2 protein-coding genes are annotated in these 1,407 nt (G+C 35.3%); both read right to left on the reverse strand.

What is annotated here, in order from left to right; genetic code table 11:
- Positions 1 to 109: 109 nt before the first annotated feature.
- Positions 110 to 1,213: an IS200/IS605 family element RNA-guided endonuclease TnpB gene (gene tnpB / locus ACESON_RS15160; protein ID WP_373110758.1), complete on the reverse strand. Its 1,104-nt coding sequence runs from the start codon at positions 1,211 to 1,213 to the stop codon at positions 110 to 112.
- A gap of 18 nt (positions 1,214 to 1,231) precedes the next feature.
- On the reverse strand, positions 1,232 to 1,393 hold the full coding sequence (locus tag ACESON_RS15165; protein WP_373110761.1) for a transposase: 162 nt from the start codon (positions 1,391 to 1,393) through the stop codon (positions 1,232 to 1,234).
- Between the last annotated feature and the right edge of the window lie 14 nt (positions 1,394 to 1,407).

Consider the following 1,407-nt stretch of genomic DNA (forward strand, 5'->3'; position numbering starts at 1 on the left):
GTGAACTACCCATTGTCTAAAGCCAATGGGCTTCCTGCTTCCCAGACCTCGTAACCTACTATCTCCACAGGCGTTAATTCGGGCAGTCCCTGCCCTATATTGTTATTTTTTATGCTATTTGTCTTAATCCTTCTTCCAGTATATTCTTCGCCGCATTGATATCCCTGTCATGATTCGTTCCACAGACGGGACATATCCATTCCCTTACTGTCAGATTTTTCGTCTCTGTATTTTGGTATCCACAGACTGAACACAACTGACTACTGGCATAGAAGGTATCTATTTTGACATATTCCCTTCCATTCCATTTTGCCTTGTATTCCAACTGCCTTGTCAGCTCATACCATGATACATCACTTATTGACTTTGCCAGATGATGATTTTTTACCATATTCTTTATCTGCAAATTCTCCGAGACTATCACTTGGTTTTCGCTGATAATCTCATGGGATACCTTGTGAAGATAATCTTTTCTGGTATTTGTTATTTTCTCATGGCATAATGCTATCTTTTTCTTTGTTTTGTAGTAATTTTGACTTCTTTTCTCTTTATGGGCTAACTGCCTTTGCAGTTTTTCCAGTTTCTTCTCGTATTTTCTGATAATTTTGGGATTTTCGTATTTCTTTCCACCAGAAGTAATACATAAATCCTTAATACCTAAATCGATTCCTGTATTTTGGGTTGTATGTGGCAGTTCCACTTGTTCTGTTTCCACTAAAACCGATACATAATATTTCCCACTCGGCACTTGTGATATCGTTGCTGATTTTATCTGCCCGCTAAATTTTCTATGCAGTTTTGCTTTTACGCCTTTTAATTTAGGCAATTTTACTTTGTTTCCATCGAAATCTACTGTTATGTTGCCATTCGTAAAATTTGTTGTATATGATTTATGATTATCATGTTTACTCTTAAACTTTGGATAACCTGCATGCTCCCTAAAAAATTTCTGATATGAACTGTCCATGTTATAAATCGCATTTGTTAAAGCAAACTTATCCACTTCTTTCAGCCATTCATATTCTTTCTTTAATTCCCTGTTGCAGTAATTATTACAATCTGTTTTGCTGACAGATTTTTTCTCTTTTTCGTATCTTTCTTTCCGATATGCAAGTGTCTGATTATACACAAAACGGCAACAGCCAAATGTTTTTTCTATCTGTACTTTCTGCTCATTATTGGGATATATTCTGTATTTATATGCTTTTAACATTCGCTGCCACCTTCTTTCTTAGCCTTGATTTTCGATATACTTTTTTAGCATTTCTTCTGATACATTTCCTACACTACAAGCAAAATAACCATCTGTCCAAAATGTATGTTCTTTCCAGAAATGCTTCCGCAAATAATTCGGATAGCGTTTCCATATATGGTAAGTCGTATAACTTTTCATTAGGTTTACAATTT

The organism is Lachnoclostridium sp. Marseille-P6806, assembly GCF_964238185.1.
Taxonomy (GTDB): Bacteria; Bacillota; Clostridia; order Lachnospirales; family Lachnospiraceae; genus Brotaphodocola.

Excerpts from the sequence above, each read along its gene's own strand:
- tnpB (WP_373110758.1), bottom strand. The coding sequence starts at position 1,213 with ATGTTAAAAGCATATAAATACAGAATATATCCCAATAATGAGCAGAAA.
- ACESON_RS15165 (WP_373110761.1), bottom strand. The coding sequence starts at position 1,393 with ATGAAAAGTTATACGACTTACCATATATGGAAACGCTATCCGAATTAT.